This is a genomic window from Paenibacillus shirakamiensis (assembly GCF_017874255.1).
Taxonomy (GTDB): Bacteria; Bacillota; Bacilli; order Paenibacillales; family Paenibacillaceae; genus Fontibacillus; species Fontibacillus shirakamiensis.
In genome coordinates this window covers 315,398-333,042 of the sequence record NZ_JAGGLD010000004.1, presented here as the reverse complement: position 1 = coordinate 333,042, position 17,645 = coordinate 315,398, and the positions used below count along the sequence as shown (strand labels likewise).

Below are 17,645 nucleotides of genomic sequence, written 5' to 3'. Positions count from 1 at the left end.
AAGCGAACGCACTCAATTATAATAGCATTGTTAACCCATAGTGGCAAACGGGAAATCAGGCTAGAACAGCCTCAATAAACAAGGTGGTATGCTGACCCAAATCCACCTCTTTCACAACGATATCTTCACCCGTTCCACGCACAATTCGCACCACAGGACGACCTGGGAGTCCTCGGTGCTGACGAACCACTACGCCCGTTTCCTTGGACGAAAGTCTAACCGCTGTTCCATTTGGATAGACCGAGATAATACGATTGAATTCAATCAGAATATCACGATCTAAATCATGTTCAGATGCAGCCATCATTTTCTCGCAAGCTTCATGAGGAAGCATGATTTTACCTAAGCCCGCAAGTCCATTGCCTACTAAATTATCATATCGATTCGCTACCGCTACGATCTTGGGATACTGGTGAATATCATCGTTATGCAATCCTCGGGGAATTCCGGTTCCATCTGGCTTCTCGTGATGTTGAAGCGCCGTATGCGCAATGAGCAGACTCAGCTCTCGTTTCTGCTTCAGCACCTCGAATCCGCGCCAAGTGTGATGATATTTCAGATTCCCCTCACTCCCCCCTGGTGGCAGAGGAACCGTCTTGCCAATATCATGAAGGAGTCCACCGATAGCCAATTCTTTCAATTGGTTAAAATTAAGCCCCATATTTAATCCTATTGTAGAAGACAGCAGACATACATTAGTAGCATGAATATACTGGGCATTATCCGCCGTACGAATATCATTCAGATGAATCAATATTCCTTTATGATCCAGCACGTCCTTAAGAAGCTGATCTACGGACATACTGATTTTTTTAGTACTCCAATCCTTGCCGGAGCGAATGGCACTGAATGTGTCCGTCATGTCTCTAAATATAGCCTTACGCGTCTGTGCACTGAGTGTCTCTGGAATCTCAACATCTGCATAATTGTCATCCTTGATATAGAGCATCGTAACTCCAATACGATTCAGCGTATTAATCATATATACGGTTAACTGCACGCCCGCGGACAAGAGCACTGTACCATTAGCTGAATATACGGTTTTTCCTAGTAGTTGGCCCGGCTCTATATCGTCAATGCTAACATACCTCATTACTGAATCCCTCCGCGGTTATCTCATACGGCAGCCTGCAGTTCTCTTACATTCGGCTCTTAGCGGAAGAATCTTTCCTACTTCCTGAGGTAGTCAGGTTGCTGCGTGCCTTGAATCTCCTTGCATGGAAGTCTCTTCAAGCTTGCGACGCGCCCTCAGTAGCCTATCTATGACCCGCTCGTCCTCTTCGCTCTCTAGAGCTTGTAGCAGTCCGTCCATGGCTTCTTGGCTACCAATACGACTAAGAGCCCAAGCCGCTGTCCCCCTAAGCTCGGGCCGAGGATCTGTAAGCAGCACTTCTATTATTTTCGGCACAGCGAGGCGATCTTTGAAGTTCCCTAGCGCAATCAGTGCATTTCGTTGAATCGGTTTTTTGCCACGCCAAGCTGCGGAGCTGGATCCAAACCGATCTTTGAACTCGCGATTGCCTATGTCAAGCAAGGGGAGAAGTAAAGGCTTGGCGATATCTGGATCAGGAAGTAATTCCGGACGGTGACTCCAATGTTTGCCTCGATTCTTAGGACAGACGGTCTGACACGTATCGCAACCGTAAAGGCGATTGCCGATTTTTTGCATATGATCCTCTTGCAGAAAGCCTTTGGTCTGCGTCAAAAAAGAGACACATATCTGTGCATTCAGTTCGCCGGGACCCACCAATGCTCCCGTAGGGCAAGCATCCAAACATTTCGTACATTCCCCGCAGTCTTCTGTGACCGGGGTATCTGGGGAAAAAGGGATATTCGTAATAATCTCGCCTAAGTAAATCCACGATCCATAGGTAGGCGAAATGATCATACAGTTCTTGCCTGCAAATCCAATTCCAGCTCGCTGAGCGACGGCGCGATCATTCAGAACACCGGTGTCTACCATACTTTCCATTCTAGCTTCGGGGACACGCACTTTGATGAAATTCATCAATTGATCTAGCGCATCACGTAATACGGAATGATAGTCCTTTCCCCAAGCTGATCGAGCCATAATACCTCGATTGGACCCGGGTTCCGATTTGGGTGGATTATCCATTTTGGAAGGATGAGCCACGGCGATCGAGATAATAGACGCGGGGTTCTCTAAAGTAAGTCCGGGGAAAACCCGCTTATCGATATCCGGTTCCTCAAACCCAGACTCGTACCCTTTGGCCCGGCGGTCAATCAATATATCCTTTAAAGCCAAAAAAGGGTCCGCTGTCGCGAAACCAATGTCATCTATTCCTAATGAAAATGCAGCTTGCTGAATTTCTTGCTTCAGACTCTCCCAAGAAGATACAGGTAGCTGCGTAGATTGATTCATATCTATCCCTCAGTTCTATACGGGCCAAAGCCGATCGAAATCGGCTTACATGATTTTATAGTGACTTATATAATAAATTTCTATAGTGACTTCCTATAAATAGAAAAGCATATCTAACCGCCAAAAGCAATGGACGGAAAGATATGCTATAAAGTGAAGTAGACGTATTAGGCGTTCTCTATATTAAATGCTCATTCTATCTTGATAAGGAAGGCATTGACGCAATACTTAGCTTTTGAAAAGCTTCCATAATACGACCAGCATAGCCCATGGCCTCGTATAATGGCATAGCAGCTTGGTTATGCTCATCACCTGCTACCATAATTCGACTAATATTGCGCTGTTGGAAGCGTTGCTCCATGGAAGTAACTAAGGTTTTACCTACACCCTGTCTACGATAATCCGGATGGACAGCGACACGGTAGATACAACCTAAATTCTGATCAATAGTACCAATTAGTGCTCCGACAAGCTCGTCGTCTGCTTCCGCAATCATGATAAGCTCGGAATCCCAAGACAACTGACGAGCAAAGGCTCTCTTTGTCTCTTCATAACAATCTTCCGATAATGCCAATTGCAAAAGCTCCATTACGTGATTCGCATCACTCAGTTGAAAGGAACGTACACGCATATTTGATCTCCCTTTTCCTAAACAAGATAGATTAACGTAAAAAGAGAGGTTTTCCGTTTTACATTAATCGAGTATAAAGTTGACAAATAACGATATTTTTATGCTTCAATGAACATTAAACCACATTTATCTCGCTAAATCACCTGTTTTCTTCTGAAAGCGCTTAATTTGAACGATTACCTTTATTTATGTTAAATGTACGTATATTAATCTGTATTAGTACACATGACTAATCCCAGTGCTTACCATCATCCCTATTGATTTACTCTCAATTATACGGTTTAATAAAGGGTGTAAGCATCGGAATTTAGGCAGATGCTCTTTTCTTTTTGCTCACTTTACAAAAACTATATTTCAGGAGGTTTTTACCCATGGCACATCAATTACCAGAACTGCCTTACGCAGCGAATGCACTTGAACCGCATATCGACGAACAAACCATGAACATTCACCACGATCGTCACCATAATACGTATGTGACGAACTTGAATGCTGCACTCGAAAGCGCTCCTGAGCTTCAAGACAAAAGCATTGAAGAATTAGTATCCAATTTGGATGCAGTTCCTGAAAATATCCGTACTGCTGTTCGCAACAATGGCGGTGGACATGCTAACCATAGCTTGTTCTGGACTATCATTGGACCCAATGGCGGCGGCAACCCTACAGGTGCCATCGGCGAAGCAATTGAAAGTGAACTTGGTGGTTATGAGAAGTTCAAAGAAGATTTCGCTAAAGCTGCAACTACTCGTTTTGGTAGCGGCTGGGCTTGGCTCGTAGTTGGCAAAGACGGCAAACTCTCAATTACTAGCACTCCTAACCAAGACAACCCTTTGCAAGAAGGTTTGACTCCAGTATTGGGGCTTGATGTATGGGAGCATGCCTATTACCTTAAATATCAAAACAAACGCCCAGACTACATCAATGCTTTCTTCAATGTAATCAACTGGGACGAAGTGAACAAACGTTACGCTTCTGCGAAATAATGTTCCTCTAGTATAAAGAGAAGACCGCCTTCGAGGCGGTCTTTTTTTAGTATCAGTAGAGTAGATATCTTGCGGATGAAAGGATGGAATCCCATGCTGACGGGTATAGTAAGGCTACTCTCTAGAAAAGGAGGCTAATCTTATGACTACCCCCGATCCAAAAGATTTGCTCAAATCCAAACATGAAGCAGATAAGCATAAGGCACAATTCACTCAATTTGCTCGCCACGTTATTGGAGATAGCTCCCATGAATTAGGACAGGATATTATGGATCAGAGCCGAATACCCGACCAGCAAAATAAGATGAAATCTGTGGAAAATCGTCAATTAGAGTAGTTTTCGTATCTATGTAACCTTGTGATGATTAGAATCGACGTAATTAATTGGTAAAGCTTAATTATATAGTTACCGCTATAAGGAATAACTAATAAAAGCCTTGGATTGCAGGCGTCTGCATTTCCAAGGCTTTTATTAGTTATTTATTCGTAGTTAGTGATTCGGTCACTTGTAGGTTTGCTCACGTTCATCAAAATAACGATTCAAAATCGTTAAAAACACCTTAGGAAAAGCATGTAGTGCCATATCCTCCCGGGTAATCCATAAGGAGCGAGCCATGTTCTCCTCTAGGGCTGCAGCGGCTTCATAGCGCACACCGGCTTCGGCTGCCACCGAAGCCGCTAGTTGCTCCATCCGATATACCCGCAGGTTCCAGTGAATGTGGCTGAACGTATGTTCAGCTTCCATATAAGGCCCGAGCGGCCGTGTATACAGGCCGCTAAAGGCCAGCTCCTGGATGAGCAGGTCCATCGCCTGCTCATCCGTCGCCTCGGCAGCGACGCCGGGCGCTTCCTGCAGCAGCATGTGGGGAAGTTCCCACATGCTGGCGAGCAGCCCGGCAGCAGGACGCTGCCGCACGAGCACGCGGCCTGCTTCGCGGCCGGTGCCTTCCACAAGCGCCACCGTCCGGAACTCCGGACGAGGCGGCTTGGCCTTAGACTTGACGGGGAGCTGAAGCTCCATCCCGGCAAGTCGGCCTTCGCAGTGCATCATGACCGGACAGGTCAAGCAATGCGGAGATTTTGGCGTACAGACCAAAGCCCCCAGTTCCATGAGCGCTTGATTGAAATCCGATGCTCTGCCTTCAGGAATTAACTGCTCAATGAGCACTTCCATTCCAGCTCGCGTAGCATTCTTCATGATGTCGTCTTCGATCAAAAAATAACGAGATAAGACCCGCATCACATTGCCATCGACCGCCGGAACAGGCTGGTTAAAGGCAATACTCATAATCGCTCCCGTTGTATATGGACCGACACCTTTTAGCGCAGCTACCGCTAATTTATCATTGGGAACCTGTCCGCCATGAAGTTCCATCACCTGCTGTGCTCCTCGCTGCAAATTCCGAGCACGGGAATAATATCCTAGTCCCTCCCACAGTTTAAGCACATCTGCCTCCGGCGCTTCCGCTAGCTCCTGCAAGGTTGGAAATCGTTCAATAAACCGATGGAAATAAGGAATCACTGTATCCACCCGAGTCTGTTGAAGCATAATCTCGGAGACCCATATGTAATACGGATCACGATGCCTACGCCAAGGCAAATCTCTTTTGGACCTTTCATACCACTCCAGTAACTCCGTACTGAAAAACCTCTTCACCATTTCGTTGTTCTGCTGCTCCTTGTTCTCCTGCTCCATGCTGGTCTCCTTTAAGTGAACTAACTATATAGGCGGTCTACAGTTTCTCCACGATAACAAATGCAGAAGCCATCAATCGCTCATGTGTAATGCTCAAATGAATCGTATATAAAGCTGCTGACATCCCAAGGCGAGCCCACGCTTCTGGTGCTAGATGCAAAATGGGCTTACCTAATGCATCCGGTATAATCTCAATATCTTGAAAACCTATCGTATGGCCGATTCCGCATCCAAAAGCTTTACTTACTGCTTCCTTAGCTGCAAATCTTCCAGCTACATATTCGCCTGCTTTAGCAGTTCGAAGGCTTGCTTCGACTTGTTCCTTATCCGAAAGGATACGCTTTAAAAAACGCGAACCCAAAGGGCCTTGTACTAATTCGTTCATCCTTTTTATATCTACAATGTCATGACCAATTCCGTAGATCAATGGTTTCACCCTTTGCGCTAATAAGCTATGCCTCCATTGTACCAACTCCGCCCTACTCATGCGAGTCCAACCCAAGCGATGTGATATAATGGAAGCTGGAGGTGAATAGATTATGACTACAGATTTTGACGTACAATTACCGACAGGACGACAACTTCACTGCACTCATTATCCTTGCAAACAAGATATAGCCGATAGCCTCATTATTATTGTGCACGGCTTCAAAGGATTCAAAGACTGGGGCATGTTCCCTTATGTCGCGGAACAGTTCAGTCAGCATCATGAAGTCATCACGTTCAATTTCTCTCATAATGGTATCGGGTCAAGCCCTGTAGATTTTACAGAACTTGATGATTTCGCTATCAATACGTATCAACTTGAACTACAAGATCTAAGCGCCCTTATCTCATATACACAACAGGTCGATGAACTAAAATTGCTCCCTTTAATCCTAATTGGCCATTCCCGGGGTGCAGGAACTTCGTTAATCTATGGTCTGGATCATCCTCGCACATTAGCGGCTGTATTGTCTTGGAACGGCATTACTCGCCTAGACCTCTTCTCTGATCAGCAAAAGCAAGAAATGCGTATACACGGCATTAGCTATGTTGTAAATGGCCGTACGGGCCAAGCTATGCCTTTAGACGCGGTACTACTTCAAGATCTCGAGCTCCATGCCGAGCAGTATGATATCTTCTCCCGCATTACGCATGCCGACTTTGCAGTGGCGCTGATTCAAGGAACAGAAGATCATCTTCGTGTCGGTTCTGCTCAACTCACCTCTGCCCATCCGCATATCCCTTGGATTCACGTCGAAGGCGGTAATCATACGTTCAATAGTGTTCATCCTTTTCAAGGAGCATCCCAACAGCTTAAAGATGCAATCGAAGTCAGCGAATCTTTTATATCAGATGTACTGCGCAAACGTACCCCTTCGCTATAAATTGTCATTTCACTATATTAAGATTAGATACTATATAGATCTAACACACATATAAATATCTAACGTATATACCAATAACTAAACTATACACCAATATCTAGCGCATAGATTAAGATCTAACACATCGTTCTAAGAGAGTGATTCGACAAAAATAGAACACCCCGCACCACGTTCTGACAAAGAACGGAATGCGGGGTATTCTCATATAACTGTATACTTTGTTCTAGCGCTAAATCTTCTATTTTAATCTTAGTCTTGTTACTTTACTGGAATAACTTTATTTAGAGCATCTAAAAGAGTGCCTGTGTTGTCTTGGCTATACTCCCAGAACATAGCTCCACCTAGCTTTTGGTCCAATACGTATTGAGCTTTAGCAGCTACGGACTGCGGATCATCATAACTTACGAATGTTTTACCATCAAAGAGATAAGGAGCCTTCGCTGTATCATCCCAGTAACGTGTATATCCTGCAGCAGTATTGTATTTTGTAACGATATCAGAATAGGTTGGTGTATCGCCTGAGCCTTTTGCTTCTTGGCCCAGACCATGATTCGCTGAGGATTTGACATCCGTCCAAATGTGGCTGTAGAATGCTGCACCAATGACGATCTTGTTATTAGGCACACCATTCTTTTGGAACAATTTCACGGAAGAATCCACGCTAATCGCGCCACCATATAGGTTTGTATGATGGTCTGTCTTCGTACTCCATCCCCCTGCAAAATCGTACGTCATCAAATTGACATTGTCGAGAACCTTGATAATTTCCGGCATTTCTACGCCATCCAGGTATTTCTGGGTTGCGCCTACAGCAATCGTAATTTCATAGTATTTGTTGTCTACTAAACCTTGTGCATTCAATTTCTCACGCAGCAGCTTAAGGAAAGTACTGTAGTTCTGCTTGTCTTCTGGTCTAGCCTTAATGACGCCATCTGCACTTTGTGTTGGATACTCCCAGTCCAGATCAATGCCATCCAGCTTATATTTCTTCACATAATCTACAATGCTGTTCGCAAATGTATTTCGGGATGCTGAAGTGAGCACTGCATCAGAAAATCCATCCGCTCCCCATCCTCCAACAGAGTTCAGAAGCTTCAGATTCGGGTTTTGCGCTCTCAAACTTTGAAGATAGGCATAATTGGCATCATCATATTTTTGATCTTTTAGAGGGATGATCTTGCCATTCTCTACATGAGTGAACGCATATAAAATGTGGGTTAATTTGTTCCCAGTAATAGGATTTGCTGTGGACCATTCTTTCCAACCTGGAATATAAGCAATCACTTTAGTCTCGGGAACGACTTTGAATTTCACAGTAGTGCTAGCTGTCTTAAAGCTCTTACCATGCGCAGCTGTTACAATTAACGTATAGTCTCCAGCTTCCGTAATCCCTGTACCTTTTACATATTCCTTGCCGTTCAATGTAGCTGCACTTGCAGTGCCCACGGCATCTGTCCAGTTCGGTAGAATTCCTGTCTTATAAGTCTGGCCATCTATCACGTTCACAACTTTAGGTGCATTCGGAACAGAAGTGGTGTCTGCTACGTATGGAACGCCATTCAGACCGTTGTATACCGATTCTAATAGCGCTCCTGTTGTATCTTGACTGTATTCCCAGAACATGGCGCCGCCCAGCTTATGATCGCGAGCGTATTTGCCCTTCTCGGACATGGACTGAGGATCATCAAAGGATAAGAAAGTGCTTCCGTTAAAAAGGTACGCCGCTTTGGAAGCTTCATCCCAATAACGGGTATAACCGCTTTCCTTGTTATACGTTGCAATTACTGTTCCATATACAGGTGTATCTCCTGTGCCTTTAGCCTTGGCCCCAAGACCATTGTTCTCTTTGGAAGCTACATCTGTCCATTTGTGGGCATAGAATGCTCCCCCAATGACGAGCTTGCTAGCAGGAACATTATTCTTTAGAAATGCTTGAACGGTAGAATCTACACTTCTTGTTCCGTATAAGTTCGTATGGTGCGAAGCATTAGGCACCCAGCCGCCAGCAAAGTCATAGGTCATCAAGTTGTAGTTGTCCAGCAGTGGAGTAATTTTATCCAGCTCTACCCATGTTGGATATGCAGCTGCAGCAGCTGCTGCAATCGAAATTTCATAGTATTTATTATTTTCAAGACCAAGCTTGTTCAGCTTCTCGCGTAAAGTCTGAAGCAATAAAGTGAAGTTTTGCTTGTCTTCAGGTCTTGCTTTGATAATGTCACCTGAGGTCTGTGTTGGGTACTCCCAATCCAGATCTACTCCATCCAGATTATATTTCTTCACATAATCCACAATACTGGATGTGAAAATATCACGTGAACCTGCAGTAAATGCAGCATCTGAGAAGCCATCTGCACCCCATCCACCGACAGAGTTCAGAATTTTAAGATTCGGATTTTTTGCTCTCAGACTGTTCAGGTAGGCATAGTTCTGATCATCATTGAAATCGCCTTCAAAAGGAATCAATTGATTGTCTTTGACATGTGTAAAAGCGTAGTCGATATGGGTTAACTTCGCTACATCTACCGTATTTGCGTCCGACCAATCTTTCCAACCAGGAACGTAAGCTACCAGCTTCGTTTGCGGATCGATTTTGAACTTTACAGTTGTACTAGAAGCTTTCTTAGTAGATGGTTTCATAGCAGTAACCACCAACGTATAATCGCCAGCAGCTGTAATGCCTGTTCCCTTTACATAATTTGCTCCATTCAAAGTAGCTGTTGTTGTCGTTCCGCTTGCATCCTTCCAGTTCGGAAGAACACCGGACTTATACGTTTGACCTTCTTTTACATTCAGCACAGTAGGTGCTCCTGCCGTCTGCACAGCAGCTGAGCGGTCAATAAGGACAACCCCTTCAGCACGGGTAAGGTTAGCTGATGGACGGAATGTACCATCGTTATATCCACCAATCACTTTGTTAGATACTAACGCACCTACCGCTGCTTTACTCCAGCTCGCAATTTTGGCAGCATCTTTCATGTTTTTTAGTGCGTCTGATGAAGCCGCAGGCAGTTGAAGTACTTTGGACAACATGACGGCCGTCTCTTCACGACTTACAGGTTGATTGGGACGAATCGATCCGTCCGTATATCCCTTGATATATCCAGCTTTAACCGCTTTAGCAATATCTGCATATAGCCACTGGGATTCCTTAATATCGGTGAACTTAATCGCCGCCGTGTCCGTATAGTTAAAGTATCTGTTGATAAGAATGATGAGTTCAGCACGGGTAATCGAATGATCTGGCTTTAATGTGCCATCGGAATATCCTTTAAGAAGACCTTTGGTCTGCCACTCCGTAAGCTGAGCTTCAGCCCAGTGACCCTTAATATCCGAAGCTGCTGCTGAAGCCCGTCCTGTAAAGGAAAATGACGAGATGATCAAAGCTACAACGGCGAAATACGTGAACCACTGTCTGTACAAGTGTTTAGAAAGCGTTTTCATATAACACCCCAATCTCTCAATTTTTATACAATGCCAAGTGGTAGATAACGGCTGAACTATTCACCTCCAAGGAAGTTCTTCGGCGGCATTGCTATTAAATTCACCTCTGTAGAGGTAGAACTTAAACCCATAGAATATTGTGTATAGGACTTAGGATGTGAGAAAAATAGAAGTGGACGTGCTGAATCGAGGGGGAAAGATAGGTTAACGCTATGTAAACTAGCTGTTAAAAATTATTATATTCTATTTAACAAATGATCGTAGGGGTGTTTTCTTACAAAATAGGGGTAATATCTTACGAAATTATATCATTTCGCTATTAAACGTCATATTTTCTGACACATTGTTCTATGAAATATAAAATAGTGTAAGTGATTGGACGCAAAAAAAAGCCCGACTTCAAAGTCGGACCTCTAATCGTATGAAATTGTAGTCGATTTGTGGAAGGAGCAGATTAAATTCCAGGAATCGTATTTCGTTTATGAGCCGTACGTGCATAAAATGACTCCAAAATCTCCTGAGCCGATGGATTAATCTCTTTGCCTTCTAAGTAATCACTGTTATCTTCATAACTTACACCTAACTCTTTTTCATCGGTCTGGCCTTCCCAGAGCCCAGCCGTTGGAACCTTGTCAATAATACTCTGAGGTACACCAATTTTAGCTGCAACCAGTCGTACTTGACGCTTATTAAGTGTGCTGAGTGGTGTAATATCCACCGCACCATCGCCCCATTTGGTATAGAATCCTGTTAATGCTTCTGAAGCATGATCGGTTCCTACTACAAGCAATTTAAGTTCGAAAGCAAGCGCGTACTGTACAACCATACGAGTACGGGCTTTCACATTTCCTTTTCCTTGATACGTGATATGACGAGAAATACCCACATTCTTCAGGGCATGCTCCACTTCAAGGGAAATTTCGTCTACCGTCTCCTCAATATTCGTCTCTACCGTCTTGGTTAGCTGGAATGCTCTGGCTACTTCGTAACTATGTTCAATATCATCTTGCGCCCCATAAGGTTGATATACGCCCAGAGTTATATATTCTGTTCCGGATTCCTTACTCAATTCATCGGTGGCCTGCTTACAAAGCCCCGCCGCCACAGCACTATCAATCCCTCCACTAATGGCAATTAATAGACCGGTAGTCCCTGACTTTTTCACATAATCCTTAAGAAAGTCTACACGTTTCCGAATTTCTTGATCAACGTCAATCGTTGGCTTGACACCCAATTGGGCAATTATTTCTTGCTGTGTACTCATGTTCTCACCTCAGCTTTTAGTATGAACCTTGCCTTCATTCCGTATGTACCCGTAATTACATCTTCTGAGTAAAATCAAATACCCTGCCGACACAATCTAGGTCTGCAGGGCACTTCAACTATTCAATTAACGACAGAATCGGTCAAATGCATTTGTCAGATCTGCGGCAATATCACTTGCTGAGCGATCTTCGATTTGGTGACGTTCAATGAAATGAACTAGCTCACCGTCTTTAAGTAAAGCAATGGAAGGCGATGAAGGAGGATAAGGTGCAAGATACTCACGAGCTTTGCTGGTAGCTTCCTTATCTTGCCCCGCAAATACTGTGAACAAATGATCTGGTGTAATATCATGTTGCAATGCTGTTGCTACGCCTGGACGACATTGGCCTGCAGCACATCCACACACGGAATTAATAACTACAAGCGATGTACCCTTAAGCGCTGGAAAACTTTCTTCTACTTCTTCTGGCGTACGTAGCTCTTGAATACCAAGACGGGTCAACTCATCGCGCATAGGTTGAACCATATCTCTCATATATTGATCAAACGACATGGACACGTTACATTCACTCCCTCAAACGTACTGGATTTGCAGTATTCACCCGATTTCGGGTCTTTATTATTATACATTCTAAGGGCTGGAAAGCAAATGCTTCCGCTTCAAGAAACACTTATATTACGACTTGAAGGTCGATGGAATAATACTATAAATGTTGTCCCTTGCCCCTCTTCGGATTCGACTAATATTTTACCATTATGTCGCTCCATAATACTTAAGCATAGAGCTAGTCCGAGTCCGGTTCCTTGTGTCTTCGTGGTGAAGAAAGGTTGAAATAACTTATCGCGTTTACTTGCAGGAATGCCTGGACCTGTATCTGTAATTCGAAGTTCAATTCCTTCGAGATGTTCACGCGTCTCAATGGTCAGTTGGCCTTTTTCTTCCATAGCCTCCATTCCATTGCGGCATAGATTCAGGATGAGCTGCTTCATTTCCTTTGTATTCAAATGTAGGCTGGGAAGATGCTCCGTAAACTTCATTTCAATGCTCTGCCCTCTTAGGTTAGCGTCCGCCCATAACAGGGGACTTAATTCCTGAATAATGTCATCGAGTTGACTCTCTTCCTTATTCACACTCCGGGACTGAGCTAGCGATAAAAAGTCATTAATGATGCCATTAGCTCTGTCCAATTCTTCCATAACAATACGATAATAATTATCTAGATTAGACGGGCTTTTTTCCTTCATCAGCTGAAGGAAGCCCCGCACCACCGCCATTGGATTACGAATTTCGTGTGTAATTCCGGCTGCCATCTGACCTACAAGACTTAACCGATCCGCTTTGTTCAGCTCGTCTTTGAGATGTTCAATTTCTGTTATATCCTGAAGAATCACTACAGATCCATTGAATTCCCTAGTATGACCTTTTCTTAAAGGTGAAATGCTAATTAAATACATCCTATTTTTCACTTGGATAAGTTCTGTAACCAACTCCTCAGTCACGAACGTTCCCTGCTCTCGAGTGGATAAGTATTCAGTCCCAATTTCATCTGCCAGTTGATGTAATTTCAACCCCAGCAAATCTTCCCTATTTAATGCGGGATTCTCTAGTCGACAAAATTCAAGGAAATTATCATTAATCGTAACCAGTGCGCCGTCCTGATCTAATAAGAGAATCGCTAAGGGCGCGGCATCCATCGTCTGCTGAAGATTCTCCGCTTCACGAAAAGTCTTATGAGATAAAGACAGCACTTGCTGCTGTAATTTCTCCCGATCTAGTGTATTCTCAATCACCATCATAAGCACCAAACCAATGAAGATAGACACACCGACATAAATTACGCTATAGATAATGATAGTTAGATCGGACTTTAAAGTAATCCGAGGTGTTAGAAAATAAAGGGAGAGAGCAAAGTACTGCCCAATAAGAAGAAAAAACATGATAAACATCATTCGACCCTGACGGCCACTTCGCTTAAAATGAGTAGAGGACAAAAGGACTAGTGGAAAAATTACAAGACCTGTCTCCATGACAAAACCTGCTAAATTATGATATTTCCCCATCAGTGTATATAGACATACTTCTGCGACACACAGAAGGAAGCCGTCGCGAAGACGACCATAGAGCATGCCTATAATTAATGAGGGTAAGAAGAAATTAAGAGGAATGCTATCAAATAGAGTGCTCGCAAAAATAGTACAAATGATCATACTTATCAGGCAAGACACCAGCAGAACGGAATTTCGCACTCCAGAGTCCACGGGGTCTGAACTTTCCCTCTTGGGCAAGCGTGTTGTCTTCTCGTAGAAGAGAGGAAACAAAAAAGCCGGTGAACAGGCGATAAGCGTCTGAAGTAAGATTTCCTTTACGGCAATCACATGATCCCTCCTTTTCGGAGTGCTTCTAAAATCGATTAAAACACAGGCTCCATTTTTTTACAATAACCGATTAAAAAATTGTATGTCTTATAGTATGGAGCTTTGGAACTATTTCATAGCTTTTTATTCCTAGCCTACTCGTATAAAATATAGATACACACAAAGAGCTTTCCTGAAAGGAATTATATTCATGAATTCACCTATTAATATCATCGTGATTGGCGGAGGGCCTTCAGGACTTATGGCATCTATTGCTGCAGCTTCTCAAGGAGCATCTGTCCTTCTATTAGATAAAGGCGACAAGCTTGGACGCAAACTTGGCATTTCCGGCGGAGGTCGGTGTAATGTAACCAATGCCAAAGAGATTGATGAACTCATTCGATTCATTCCGGGAAACGGGAGATTTCTATATAGTGCATTCTCACACTTTAATAATCGGGATATAATGGATTTTTTTGAAGATTTGGGGATTAGACTTAAAGAAGAAGATCACGGCCGAATGTTCCCTGTATCCGATAAAGCGAAGACTGTCGTGGATGCACTTATCAATAAAGCAGCCATGCTTGGGGTACAGATGCAGACCCATCAGCCCGTAAGAGAACTTCTTCTCTCAGGGAATAAATTAAAAGGCGTCGTCTTGGCTTCTGGAAAAAAAATATCTGCCAGCGCAGTCATCATCGCCACGGGAGGCCGCTCTGTGCCTCAAACTGGGTCCACCGGTGACGGCTACCCTTGGGCACAAGCAGCAGGACATACGATTACGGATCTATACCCAACTGAGGTTCCGATCGTATCCAAAGAAGCTTTTATTCAAAGTAAAGAACTTCAAGGGCTCTCGCTGCGCGATGTTGAACTTTCGGTAATTAATCCTAAAGGGAAAACGGTTATTGCACATCGGGGAGATATGATTTTTACGCATTTCGGATTATCTGGACCCATTGCATTAAGATGTAGTCAATTCATTCGCCAAGTGAAGATGAAGTTCAAAACGAATGATGCTTTACTTCAGATCGATCTCTTCCCGGATGTATCTATAGGTGCTCTGGATCAGGAACTTCGTAGATTGACCGCTGCCGAACCGAAGAAAATCCTAAGAAATGTCTTGAAAGGGACTATTCCCGAACGGCTACTTCCCTTGCTATTTGAACGCAGCCAGCTCTCTGGAGAAATCACGCATGAACATGTGCCTAAAGATTCTTGGACAGCATTCCTTCATGTGTTAAAAGGTTTTCCCGTCCGTGCTACAGGAACTCGTCCGTTTGAGGAAGCCTTTGTAACAGGCGGCGGTGTGAATCTAAAAGAAATTGATCCAAAAACGATGGAATCCAAGCTCATGCCAGGACTGTTCTTCTGTGGTGAGGTGCTAGATATTCACGGATATACCGGTGGATATAATATCACCGCTGCATTTACAACGGGACATACGGCCGGAACCCATGCAGGATCTTTATATAAATAAACTAAAGAAATTCCCTTTAACCCTTAATTAATGGGATGTAAAGGGAATTTTTTTATACTCTCTTTTGAGCATTTTTAGCATCGCATGTATAGAAAGATTCAATGTTTATATAGAGATTTATGAATTCACATTCTAATTTTCATCCTAAGAGAATAGATAAAATGATAGACATCACCCACACAAACATCGTAGGAGCTAACAATGTAAATAACACTATAGAGTGCGCACGTCTAAAATTACGATGAGTTGGAAGAATTCGCATTAAGTCCGTATTCTCAAATAGCCTAACATACGAACGGATCCAATAAGCCATGAGCAGGATAATTGCGATACCCACCATGATGTCTATAGGAAAGGGAGCCACAAAGCAAGATACGCCTCCAAAGATTATGAACTGGATATACATTTTAAAAAAGGGTCCACTTCTTAAAAAAGATTTGATTAATATTGAAGCCATACGTGCTGAAGAAGTGGTTGAACGGAAGAGATGTTGAGATTGCCGGAACCATAATGGCCTCGCTCTAACAGGAGAGGGCTTGTCTACTGAAGATGATAGCATCCATGAGGTCAATCTATTCTTTTGCCGCTCATCCTCTAGAACTTCTTCATAGAAATGTCCATTCACAGTTGTGATCTTTCTGAGCAGAACTACTGTGACGGTTAAGAATATTATACTTATGGCTAGAGTTACGCTAGACCATTTCCCCACCATAGAACAAGCCAGCAAGACCATCCCTATTAATAGAGTATGAGTCATGAGGATTAATCCTATTCTCTTCCAAGCGGAATAGTATACTCGCAAGTGGTGTTGTATCGTCACACCTGCACATCTGTATAGCAAGATTAGGATACCTATCCATATACATTGGCCAACAGGCATATGAAATATTGTACGTATGAATGGGATGAATAAAGCCATGACGCCCAGAACTTCGATACTTCGCATCACTACATTAGCTACAATAGCACGCTGCATCAATCCTTTTCGCCAATTTGGATTTTGTCTTAGAAAAAGGACATCTGCACTCTCCGTATAAAGAATTAATCCACCTCCAAAATATAAGCAAATCATGATAGCACTTATGAAAACTGAAAAAGGTACCTGGTACAGTATATTCGGAACATGATGAAGTTTATCAAAATACACACACCCCAATATGAAAGCACCCGGTATCATGATATAGATTACAACAATGAAGTCTACCGCAGATCGAATGACGCTGTATTGCTTTCCAATATGACTCCTGATTCGTTGACGAAATAGAGCTGCAATCGGAGTTTTCTCTTTTTTCTTCATCATGTGAGCTTATCAAAACAGTCAAATAAGGAGCCTCCGCAAAGCCCACTTTGATTCTGTATATCTCGCAATGTACCCTGAGCCTTGATGGAGCCAGATGAGATCAGTACGAAGTGATTGCAGATACGTTCGGCAGTATCTAATACATGTGTAGACATGAGCACTGCAGCTCCCCTTGCTCGCTCAGATTCTAGTAGACCAAGAAAATCTTTGGTCGCTCTTGGATCAAGCCCTACAAAAGGTTCATCCACAATGTATATATCAGGATGTGCTAAAAAACCTATGATCAGCATCATCTTCTGCTGCATTCCCTTAGAGAAACCTGCAGGAAATAAATCTCTGGCATCCTCCATACGAAATTGCTCTAATAATGAATTCGCCTCCTCATAGAAGATGTGTTCATCTATGCCATAGACAGTTGCAGCTAATTCTAGATGCTCCCAGAGAGTGAGGGTATCATAAAATACAGGCTGTTCTGGTATGTAGGCATAATTTTGTGCTCCGTGAAACTCAATCTTGGCTTCAATATAGGGAAGCACACCTAGTATAGCCTTAAGAGTTGTACTTTTCCCTGCACCATTGGGACCAATTAACCCCGTTAGACTGCCGAGTTCAATATGAAAGGAAATTTCTTTAATCTTAGGACAGTTCTGTGTATAACCCGCTTCATAAATGTGCACATCGAGTAATGGCAGAAACCCCTTCGTATCAATAGAGTTCATAAATTTCAATTCCTTTCTGGC

14 protein-coding genes and 1 pseudogene are annotated in these 17,645 nt (G+C 43.3%); 4 read left to right on the top strand and 11 right to left on the bottom strand.

Annotated features, from left to right (window positions below; genetic code table 11):
- Positions 1 to 55: 55 nt before the first annotated feature.
- The 3 genes and pseudogenes from J2Z69_RS13430 to J2Z69_RS13420 form a co-directional block, all read right to left on the bottom strand.
- Positions 56 to 1,093: an HD-GYP domain-containing protein gene (locus J2Z69_RS13430; RefSeq protein ID WP_209863448.1), complete on the bottom strand. Its 1,038-nt coding sequence runs from the start codon at positions 1,091 to 1,093 to the stop codon at positions 56 to 58.
- Between the two features lie 132 nt (positions 1,094 to 1,225).
- Positions 1,226 to 2,383: pseudogene (gene queG, locus J2Z69_RS13425) on the bottom strand (tRNA epoxyqueuosine(34) reductase QueG); the annotation flags it as partial.
- A gap of 196 nt (positions 2,384 to 2,579) precedes the next feature.
- Positions 2,580 to 3,014: a GNAT family N-acetyltransferase gene (locus J2Z69_RS13420; RefSeq protein ID WP_209863442.1), complete on the bottom strand. Its 435-nt coding sequence runs from the start codon at positions 3,012 to 3,014 to the stop codon at positions 2,580 to 2,582.
- Between the two features lie 371 nt (positions 3,015 to 3,385).
- Here J2Z69_RS13420 and J2Z69_RS13415 point away from each other — a divergent pair, with 371 nt between their 5' ends.
- Together J2Z69_RS13415 and J2Z69_RS13410 are read left to right on the top strand one after the other, a co-directional pair.
- Positions 3,386 to 3,997, top strand: coding sequence for a superoxide dismutase (locus J2Z69_RS13415; RefSeq protein WP_209863439.1), 612 nt, complete (start codon positions 3,386 to 3,388; stop codon positions 3,995 to 3,997).
- A gap of 142 nt (positions 3,998 to 4,139) precedes the next feature.
- On the top strand, positions 4,140 to 4,334 hold the full coding sequence (locus J2Z69_RS13410; RefSeq protein WP_209863436.1) for a hypothetical protein: 195 nt from the start codon (positions 4,140 to 4,142) through the stop codon (positions 4,332 to 4,334).
- Positions 4,335 to 4,499: 165 nt separating this feature from the next.
- Here the strand turns inward: J2Z69_RS13410 and mutY are convergent, their stop codons facing one another.
- On the bottom strand, positions 4,500 to 5,657 hold the full coding sequence (mutY, locus tag J2Z69_RS13405; RefSeq protein ID WP_209863433.1) for an A/G-specific adenine glycosylase: 1,158 nt from the start codon (positions 5,655 to 5,657) through the stop codon (positions 4,500 to 4,502).
- A 73-nt stretch (positions 5,658 to 5,730) separates the two neighbouring features.
- On the bottom strand, positions 5,731 to 6,129 hold the full coding sequence (gene acpS / locus J2Z69_RS13400) for a holo-ACP synthase (RefSeq protein ID WP_342591591.1): 399 nt from the start codon (positions 6,127 to 6,129) through the stop codon (positions 5,731 to 5,733).
- 103 nt (positions 6,130 to 6,232) lie between these two features.
- Between acpS and J2Z69_RS13395 the strand changes: the two genes are divergently transcribed.
- On the top strand, positions 6,233 to 7,063 hold the full coding sequence (locus tag J2Z69_RS13395) for an alpha/beta fold hydrolase (protein ID WP_209863430.1): 831 nt from the start codon (positions 6,233 to 6,235) through the stop codon (positions 7,061 to 7,063).
- A 258-nt stretch (positions 7,064 to 7,321) separates the two neighbouring features.
- Here J2Z69_RS13395 and J2Z69_RS13390 read toward each other — a convergent pair whose 3' ends face one another.
- The 4 genes from J2Z69_RS13390 to J2Z69_RS13375 all read right to left on the bottom strand — a co-directional run bounded on the left by J2Z69_RS13390 (position 7,322) and on the right by J2Z69_RS13375 (position 14,146).
- Positions 7,322 to 10,483 carry a glycosyl hydrolase family 18 protein gene (locus tag J2Z69_RS13390; RefSeq protein ID WP_245339286.1) on the bottom strand — a complete coding sequence of 1,054 codons (3,162 nt, stop codon included), beginning with the start codon at positions 10,481 to 10,483 and terminating at the stop codon, positions 7,322 to 7,324.
- Positions 10,484 to 10,958: 475 nt separating this feature from the next.
- A complete protein-coding gene (gene nadE / locus J2Z69_RS13385; RefSeq protein WP_209863426.1) occupies positions 10,959 to 11,768 on the bottom strand; it encodes an ammonia-dependent NAD(+) synthetase in 810 nt (269 codons plus the stop codon).
- A gap of 126 nt (positions 11,769 to 11,894) precedes the next feature.
- Positions 11,895 to 12,329 carry a BrxA/BrxB family bacilliredoxin gene (locus tag J2Z69_RS13380; RefSeq protein ID WP_209863424.1) on the bottom strand — a complete coding sequence of 145 codons (435 nt, stop codon included), beginning with the start codon at positions 12,327 to 12,329 and terminating at the stop codon, positions 11,895 to 11,897.
- Between the two features lie 101 nt (positions 12,330 to 12,430).
- Positions 12,431 to 14,146, bottom strand: a complete 1,716-nt coding sequence (locus J2Z69_RS13375; RefSeq protein WP_209863422.1) for a two-component system sensor histidine kinase NtrB — start codon at positions 14,144 to 14,146, stop codon at positions 12,431 to 12,433.
- A gap of 190 nt (positions 14,147 to 14,336) precedes the next feature.
- Here J2Z69_RS13375 and J2Z69_RS13370 point away from each other — a divergent pair, with 190 nt between their 5' ends.
- Complete coding sequence (locus J2Z69_RS13370) at positions 14,337 to 15,605, top strand: BaiN/RdsA family NAD(P)/FAD-dependent oxidoreductase (protein WP_209863419.1); 1,269 nt, start codon at positions 14,337 to 14,339, stop codon at positions 15,603 to 15,605.
- Positions 15,606 to 15,744: 139 nt separating this feature from the next.
- On the opposite strand, the gene J2Z69_RS13365 is transcribed toward J2Z69_RS13370, so the two are convergent.
- Positions 15,745 to 16,905 carry an ABC transporter permease gene (locus J2Z69_RS13365; RefSeq protein WP_209863416.1) on the bottom strand — a complete coding sequence of 387 codons (1,161 nt, stop codon included), beginning with the start codon at positions 16,903 to 16,905 and terminating at the stop codon, positions 15,745 to 15,747.
- Positions 16,902 to 17,624, bottom strand: a complete 723-nt coding sequence (locus tag J2Z69_RS13360; protein ID WP_209863413.1) for an ABC transporter ATP-binding protein — start codon at positions 17,622 to 17,624, stop codon at positions 16,902 to 16,904. The genes J2Z69_RS13365 and J2Z69_RS13360 overlap by 4 nt, the downstream gene beginning before the upstream one ends.
- Between the last annotated feature and the right edge of the window lie 21 nt (positions 17,625 to 17,645).